Source organism: Limnohabitans sp. (genome assembly GCF_017848645.1).
Classification (GTDB): Bacteria; Pseudomonadota; Gammaproteobacteria; order Burkholderiales; family Burkholderiaceae_C; genus Limnohabitans_A.
The window spans coordinates 1-6,720 of the sequence record NZ_JAFEIF010000040.1; the positions used below are offsets into that span (position 1 = coordinate 1).

Annotated in this window: 7 protein-coding genes; 6 read left to right on the forward strand and 1 reads right to left on the reverse strand. The window is 63.3% G+C overall.

The genetic code is table 11. The features are described 5' to 3' along the window. The 6 genes from QZ190_RS08795 to QZ190_RS08820 form a co-directional block, all read left to right on the forward strand. Positions 1 to 229: oligopeptide/dipeptide ABC transporter ATP-binding protein (locus QZ190_RS08795; protein WP_367114237.1), on the forward strand; the 229-nt coding region annotated here is incomplete at its 5' end. Further along, positions 226 to 1,290: an ABC transporter ATP-binding protein gene (locus QZ190_RS08800; RefSeq protein WP_291915394.1), complete on the forward strand. Its 1,065-nt coding sequence runs from the start codon at positions 226 to 228 to the stop codon at positions 1,288 to 1,290. The genes QZ190_RS08795 and QZ190_RS08800, both read left to right, overlap by 4 nt. A gap of 10 nt (positions 1,291 to 1,300) precedes the next feature. Continuing rightward, a complete protein-coding gene (locus QZ190_RS08805; protein ID WP_291915399.1) occupies positions 1,301 to 2,260 on the forward strand; it encodes an isoaspartyl peptidase/L-asparaginase family protein in 960 nt (319 codons plus the stop codon). Between the two features lie 54 nt (positions 2,261 to 2,314). Beyond that, positions 2,315 to 3,532, forward strand: a complete 1,218-nt coding sequence (locus QZ190_RS08810) for a CaiB/BaiF CoA-transferase family protein (RefSeq protein WP_291915395.1) — start codon at positions 2,315 to 2,317, stop codon at positions 3,530 to 3,532. A 39-nt stretch (positions 3,533 to 3,571) separates the two neighbouring features. Continuing rightward, complete coding sequence (locus QZ190_RS08815; protein WP_291915396.1) at positions 3,572 to 3,964, forward strand: VOC family protein; 393 nt, start codon at positions 3,572 to 3,574, stop codon at positions 3,962 to 3,964. Positions 3,965 to 4,195: 231 nt separating this feature from the next. Further along, entirely contained in the window at positions 4,196 to 5,395 is a 1,200-nt protein-coding gene (locus QZ190_RS08820) for an alpha/beta fold hydrolase (RefSeq protein ID WP_291915397.1), read from the forward strand. 119 nt (positions 5,396 to 5,514) lie between these two features. Here the strand turns inward: QZ190_RS08820 and QZ190_RS08825 are convergent, their stop codons facing one another. After that, on the reverse strand, positions 5,515 to 6,540 hold the full coding sequence (locus QZ190_RS08825; RefSeq protein WP_291915398.1) for a tripartite tricarboxylate transporter substrate binding protein: 1,026 nt from the start codon (positions 6,538 to 6,540) through the stop codon (positions 5,515 to 5,517). Between the last annotated feature and the right edge of the window lie 180 nt (positions 6,541 to 6,720).

Genomic DNA, 6,720 nt, shown 5'->3' on the forward strand with positions numbered 1-6,720 from the left:
CCCCTACACCCAAGGCCTGATCCGCTCCATTCCCCGCCTGGACCTGGACAGCGCGCACAAGCAGCGCTTGCACGCCATCCCCGGCTCGGTGCCCAAGTTGATCCTTCCACCCCCCGGCTGCCGCTTTGCGCCCCGGTGCCCGCACGCCAACGCCCGTTGCGCGTCCGAGATGCCCGAGTTGCGCGAATTGACCCCCGGACACCGCGTGGCTTGCCACTTAGCGACATGACCCCAGACACTGCTTCCTTGTCCCCCGCTGCGCACGCATCCGGTGCGGCCAGCCAAGCGCCCGACCAAGCGCCCGACCAAGCCCCCGACCAAGCCCCCGACCTCTTGCAGGTCAAGGGCCTGACCAAATACTTCCCGATCAAGGGCGGTCTGCTCAGCCGTGAAGTGGGCCGTGTGCACGCTGTCGATGGCGTGTCGCTCAGCATTGCGGCGGGGGAGACCCTGGGCATGGTGGGCGAGTCCGGTTGCGGAAAGTCCACCACCGGACGCTGCATTTTGCGGCTGATCGAGCCCAGCGCGGGTGAGGTCCGCTTCAATGGCCAGGACGTCACCGCCATGAACCCGCAGGCGCTGCGCCAGGTGCGGCGTGACATGCAGATCATTTTTCAGGACCCCTTTGCCTCGCTCAACCCGCGCATGTCGGTCGAAGCCATCATTGGCGAAGCCCTGACCATCCACAAGCTCACCAAGTCGCCCTCTGAATACCAGGCCCGGGTGGTGGATTTGCTGGAAACCGTGGGCCTGAACGCCGACCACATGCGGCGCTTTCCACACGAATTTTCTGGCGGGCAACGCCAGCGCATCGGCATCGCCCGTGCTTTGGCCGTGTCGCCCAAGTTGATTGTGTGTGACGAGCCGGTGTCGGCCCTCGATGTGTCGATTCAGGCGCAGGTCATCAACCTGCTGGAAGACCTGCAGGCCAAAATGGGCTTGACCTATTTGTTCATTGCGCACGATTTGTCGGTGGTCGAACACATCAGCAACCGGGTGGCCGTGATGTACCTGGGCCGTGTGGTCGAGATCGCGCCTTCGCGCGATTTGTACACCCGCCCCAAACACCCCTACACCGAGGCTTTGCTCTCGGCCGTGCCCATTCCGGACCCCAAGGCCAAGAAGCAGCGCATTGTGCTCACGGGCGATGTGCCCAACCCGGTCAACCGACCCACGGGTTGCCACTTTCACCCCCGCTGCCCCAAAGCCACCGAGCGCTGCAAGGTGGAGGAACCCGTGCTCAAAAACGTGGGCACGCTGCACCAGGCGGCTTGCCATCTGAACGATTGATCGGATGACCATGTCAGCCCCGGTGACTTTGTTGGTGCATGGCGGTGCAGGCACCTTGACACGTGCAGACCTGAGCCCGGCGCAAGAACTGGAGTACCGCGATGCCTTGGGCCAGGCTTTGAGGGCAGGGCAGTCACTGCTGCTGCGGGGAGCTTCGGCTGTTGATGCGGTGGTGGCGGCGGTGAGCGTGCTGGAAGACTGCCCCCTGTTCAACGCAGGCAAGGGCTCGGTCTTTACCCACGAGGGCCGCAACGAAATGGACGCCGCCGTCATGGACGGTGCCACGGGCCAAGCCGGTGCGGTGGCGGGCGTGGTGTCGGTGCGCAATCCTGTGTTGGCGGCGCAGTCTGTCATGCAGCGCAGCGGCCATGTGCTGCTGATCGGCCAAGGGGCCGAGGCCTTTGCCCAGTCGCAAGGCTTGGCCATGGAGGGGCCTGAGTACTTTCACACGGCGCACCGCTGGCAGCAGCTGCAAGCCGCATTGGCCCAAAACCAGGTGATGCTGGACCACGACGGGCAGCGTCAACCAGATCAATCCAAACCGATTGACCGCAAGTTCGGCACCGTGGGGGCCGTGGCGCTGGACGCACACGGCCACTTGGCTGCGGCCACGTCCACAGGCGGCATGACCAATAAGATGTTTGGCCGCGTGGGCGATTCGCCCCTGATTGGCGCGGGCACCTATGCCTGCGACGCCACGGCGGCCGTGTCGGCCACCGGTGCGGGCGAATTTTTCATGCGCGGGGTGGTGGCGCACGACATCGCCGCCCGCATGGCCTATGGCGGCTTGAGCCTGGCCCAGGCCACCGAGGCCACGGTGCGCGACAAACTCGACGCCACCGGCGGGCGTGGTGGCGTGATCGCACTGGACCGGCAAGGCCACTACCAGTTGGCCTTCAACACCGAAGGCATGTACCGGGGCCTGGTGCAAGGCAATGGCCCGCCGCAGATCGCGATTTACCGGGATTGAGCCTGCAAGCGTCCGCCCGCCACGCGGGGTGCCCGATTGCCTACACTTGAGGCCATGAACGCAGACAAAGCTTTTTCACCCGCCACCGGCCCCTTGGCCGGACTCAAGGTCCTCGAATTGGGCCAGTTGATCGCCGGGCCTTTTGCGGCCAAAACCCTGGGCGATTTCGGGGCCGATGTGGTCAAGATCGAGCCGCCTGGCGCTGGCGACCCTTTGCGCCAGTGGCGCTTGATGAAAGATGGCACCTCGGTTTGGTGGCAGGTGCAGTCGCGCAACAAACAGTCTTTGGCCCTGGACCTCAAGCAGCCCGCAGCGCAGGACATCGTGCGCCAGCTGGCCGCCGAGAGCGATGTGCTGATTGAAAATTTCCGTCCCGGCGCGATGGAAGGCTGGGGCTTGGGGCCTGACGATTTGTTGGCGCTCAATCCGCGTCTGATCATGTTGCGGGTGAGCGGCTACGGTCAGACCGGCCCTTACCGGGACCGCCCGGGTTTTGGCGTGGTGGGCGAGGCCATGGGCGGTATTCGCCACTTGACGGCCGAGCCAGGCCGCGTGCCGGTGCGTGTGGGCATCAGCCTGGGCGACACGCTGGCGGCTTTGCATGGCGTGATTGGCATTTTGCTGGCCTTGCACGAGCGCCGGACCTCGGGCCGGGGGCAGGTGATCGACGTGGCTTTGTACGAGGCCATGTTCAACTGCATGGAAAGCCTGCTGCCCGAGTACAGCGCCTTTGGCGCGGTGCGCGGACCCGCGGGCAGCGCCTTGCCGGGCATTGCGCCGAGCAACGCCTACCTGTGCAAGGACGGCGGCTACGCCCTGATTGCGGGCAACGGCGACAGCATCTTCAAGCGCCTGATGGCCGAGATCGGCCGCGACGACCTGGCCCAAGACCCGGGCCTGAAAGACAACACGGGCCGTGTGGCCCGCGTGGCCGAAATCGACGGCGTGATTGGCCAGTGGACGGCGCAGCACACGGTGGACGAGGTGCTGGCAGCACTGGACCGCGCCAGTGTGCCGGCCGGGCGCATCTACACCGTGGCCGACATCGCGCAAGACCCGCACTACCTGGCGCGTGACATGCTGCAAACCGTGCGCATGCCCGACGGCAGCGATTTGATGGTGCCCGGCATCGTGCCCAAGCTCTCGCGCACGCCCGGCGGCCACCGCCGCAACGCACCTGGCATCGGTCAGGACAGCGACACGGTGCTCAGTGGCATGGGCCTGAGTGCCACGCAAATCCAGGCGCTGCGCGAGCAGGGCATCGTGGCCTGAGCGCTGTTGCTGACGCCGAATTGACAGAGGAGTTTTTCAATGATCGACCACCTGGACCATCTGGTGCTGACCACCTGCGACGAGGCCGCTTGCATCGACTTTTACACCCGCGTGCTGGGCATGCAGCTCGAAAGCTTTGTGGGTGGCACGCCCCCGGTGCAGCGCCAGGCCTTCAAGTTTGGCCAGCAGAAAATCAACCTGCATGTGCGCGGCCGGGAGTTTGAGCCCAAAGCCCATTTGCCGGTGCCAGGGGCCTTGGACCTGTGTTTCATCGCCAGCGTGCCCCTCGTTGAGGTCATGGCCCGTGTGACCCAGGCCGATTGGCCCATCGTGGAAGGCCCGGTCATGCGCACCGGAGCCACCCAAAAAATCCGCTCCATCTACCTCAGAGACCCCGACCTGAACCTGATCGAGATCTCTGAGCTGGTCTGAGCGGCCTCAGCGAGGGGCTTGGCGGTGCCCCGATTAGGGCTGGGTTTGATGGGGTGCAAGTCCAAGGCTATTTATCAATAGAACAAAGCTTCAAAATCCACTGGTGCAAGCGCACCACGTTTTCGATCAAAAAGGGGGGAGCTTAATATGAACTTCAAAAGTTCCGCATTGGTTATCGTTGCTGGCCTTTCGGTCATTCAAGCGGGTGCGCAAACCGCTTGGCCAGCGTTCATGCCTCGGCTCCAGGCGGCAGCATCGGAAAGTCCTGTCGCCGCTGTGTTGCCCGGGGGCGGTGTTTCTGTCTTGCCCGACCCGGCTTTGCCCCCGCAGCGGGCGAGCTGGCACGGTCTATGGACGGGGTGGGCTTGTGGCAATCGTGTGTGTGATGTGCGCATCGCGGTTGAGCAAGTGTCGCAAACGCAAGCGACGCTGGCTTTTGCGATGGTGAGCCCGCTCGATATCCCTTTGACTGAGCGTGCGATCGGGCAGTTTGTGGGCGATGAGTTGCACGTGCCCCTTGGCAGCGGCGCGCGTCTGGTTTTGAGACGGCGCGCTGACGATGACATGGAGTTTTCTTACTGGAAGCCCGAAAAAAAGCTGCTTTCTGCCGGTGTTTTGACACAAAAAATGTCCGCATCGCCTTACACACGAAGTGTTGAGCGAGTCCCAACGCCATGGAAAGAGGGCGGCGTGCCCCAAACGCTTGAGATGGTCGTCTACCGTCCTCATGGTCAGGGGCCTTACCCCGTTCTGGTCTTCAACCATGGCTCCACGGGCAGAGGCGATCAAGCATCATGGTTCAAGTTGACTTGGGCCAGTCCTGATGTGGCGCAGTATTTTGCAAATCAGGGCTGGCTGGTTTTGTTACCGCAGCGCCGGGGGCGAGGGCAGTCCGATGGCGTGTACGACGAGGGCTTTTCAGCAGACCGTACCCAAGGTTACTCGTGCAACGCTGAGCCGGCTTTGAAGGGCTTTGAACGCGCCGTCGAGGATCTGGACGCCGTCATGACGCACGTTTTGCAGCGGCCCGATGTGGACGCGCAGCGGATGCTGATTGGAGGCGTGTCTCGCGGGGGCATCTTGTCTGTGGCCTATGCGGGTCGACATCCTGAGCTGTTTAGAGGTGTGGTGAACTTTGTCGGGGGCTGGGTGGGCGATGCCTGCCCGGAGGCGAGTGTCATCAACGCCTCTTTGATGCGACAAGGGGGCCGTTTCAAACAACCGATGGTTTGGCTTTATGGAAACCGTGATCCCTATTACAAATTGAGCCACAGCCGTGCCAATCACGAGGCCTTTGTCGTCAGCGGTGGACTGGGTGAGTTTTTAGCCATCGAGCCGCCACCGGGACGAAACGGCCACATGCTGCACAACGAGCCCACCGTCTGGCGCGATCACATGAGCCGCTACTTGAAGGGTTTGTCGGCGCGGTGATGTTGAAGTGGCGTTTTTGGTGTCGGTGCGCTGGCATCTCCTCTCAGAGACCCCGACCTGAACCTGATCGAGATCTCTGAGCTGGTCTGAGTGATGTCAGCGGGAGACAGCAGGCCGCATCACTGCGCTTTGGCGCCCGAGTCCTTCACCACTTTGGCCCATTTGGTGATTTCGCTGGCCTGGTAGCGGGCCAACTCTGCGGGGCTGGACAGCACAGGGTCCAGGCCCAGGGTCTTCAAGCGCTCTTGCACTTCAGGCAGTTTGAATACGCGCAGCACCTCGGCGTTGAGCTTGTCGATCACGGGGCGGGGCACATTGGCCGGGGCAAACATGGCAAACCAGGTGGTGGCCTCAAAGCCGGGCACCGATTCGGCCACGGTGGGCACATCTGGGGCGGCTGGTGAGCGGGTGGCGGTGGTTTGTGCCAAAGCCCGGATCTTGCCCTCCTTGGCCATGGGCAAGGCCGAGGGCATGTTGTCAAACATGACCTGGATGCTGCCGCCGATCAGGTCGGGGATGGCGAACTGACGGCCCTTGTAGGGCACATGCTCCATGGTGGTGCCGGTGAGGGACTTGAACAGTTCGCCCGAGACGTGCACCGAGGTGCCGATGCCCGGGGAGCCAAACGAGAGTTTGTTGGGGTTGGCCTTCATGTAGGCGATCAGCTCGGGCACGTTTTTCACGGGCAGGGCGTTGTTCACCACCAGCAGGTTCGGGGCCGAGGCGATCAGCGAGATGGGGCTGAAGTCCTTGACCATGTCGTAGGGCATTTTTTCGTAGAGTGCCCCGTTGATGGAATGGGTGCCCACGGTGCCCATCACGATGGTGTGGCCGTCGCCAGGCGACTTGGCCACGTTGTCCGCGCCGATGTTGCCGCCCGCGCCGGGTCGGTTGTCTACCACCACCGGAAAGCCCAGCTGCGCTTTTTCGCTGAACAGCCGCGCCAGGATGTCGGGCGCACCGCCCGAAGGAAAGGTCACCACCAGGCGCAAAGGCTTGGTGGGAAAGGCCTGGGCCACAGCGCTGGTGGCACTGAAGGCCCCCAGGCTCAGCAGCAAGAGGCTGAGACCAACTTGCCGTTTGAGCGGCGAGGCCAGAGGGGCGCGGGTCGAGGTGATGCGAGAGCGGAACGGGTTGATGGGCATGTTGTGTCTCCTTGGGGTTTTCACTTTAGGTCGCGTGGTCAGCCCCGTGCATGGTGAAAACCCTTTGCACCAGGCCCCAGGCTGTCATCTGCGTGACGCGCCAAGTGGGGGCAAGCGCCTGTGATTCGGGCTCGTTGGTCGAATCGGGCCAGCATCAGGCTACATTGGTGGGGATTGACC

Bases quoted from the DNA above. Each gene is read 5' to 3' on its own strand.
- QZ190_RS08800 (WP_291915394.1), top strand. From the start codon at position 226: ATGACCCCAGACACTGCTTCCTTGTCCCCCGCTGCGCACGCATCCGGT.
- QZ190_RS08805 (WP_291915399.1), top strand. From the start codon at position 1,301: ATGTCAGCCCCGGTGACTTTGTTGGTGCATGGCGGTGCAGGCACCTTG.
- QZ190_RS08810 (WP_291915395.1), top strand. From the start codon at position 2,315: ATGAACGCAGACAAAGCTTTTTCACCCGCCACCGGCCCCTTGGCCGGA.
- QZ190_RS08815 (WP_291915396.1), top strand. From the start codon at position 3,572: ATGATCGACCACCTGGACCATCTGGTGCTGACCACCTGCGACGAGGCC.
- QZ190_RS08820 (WP_291915397.1), top strand. From the start codon at position 4,196: ATGCCTCGGCTCCAGGCGGCAGCATCGGAAAGTCCTGTCGCCGCTGTG.
- QZ190_RS08825 (WP_291915398.1), bottom strand. From the start codon at position 6,540: ATGCCCATCAACCCGTTCCGCTCTCGCATCACCTCGACCCGCGCCCCT.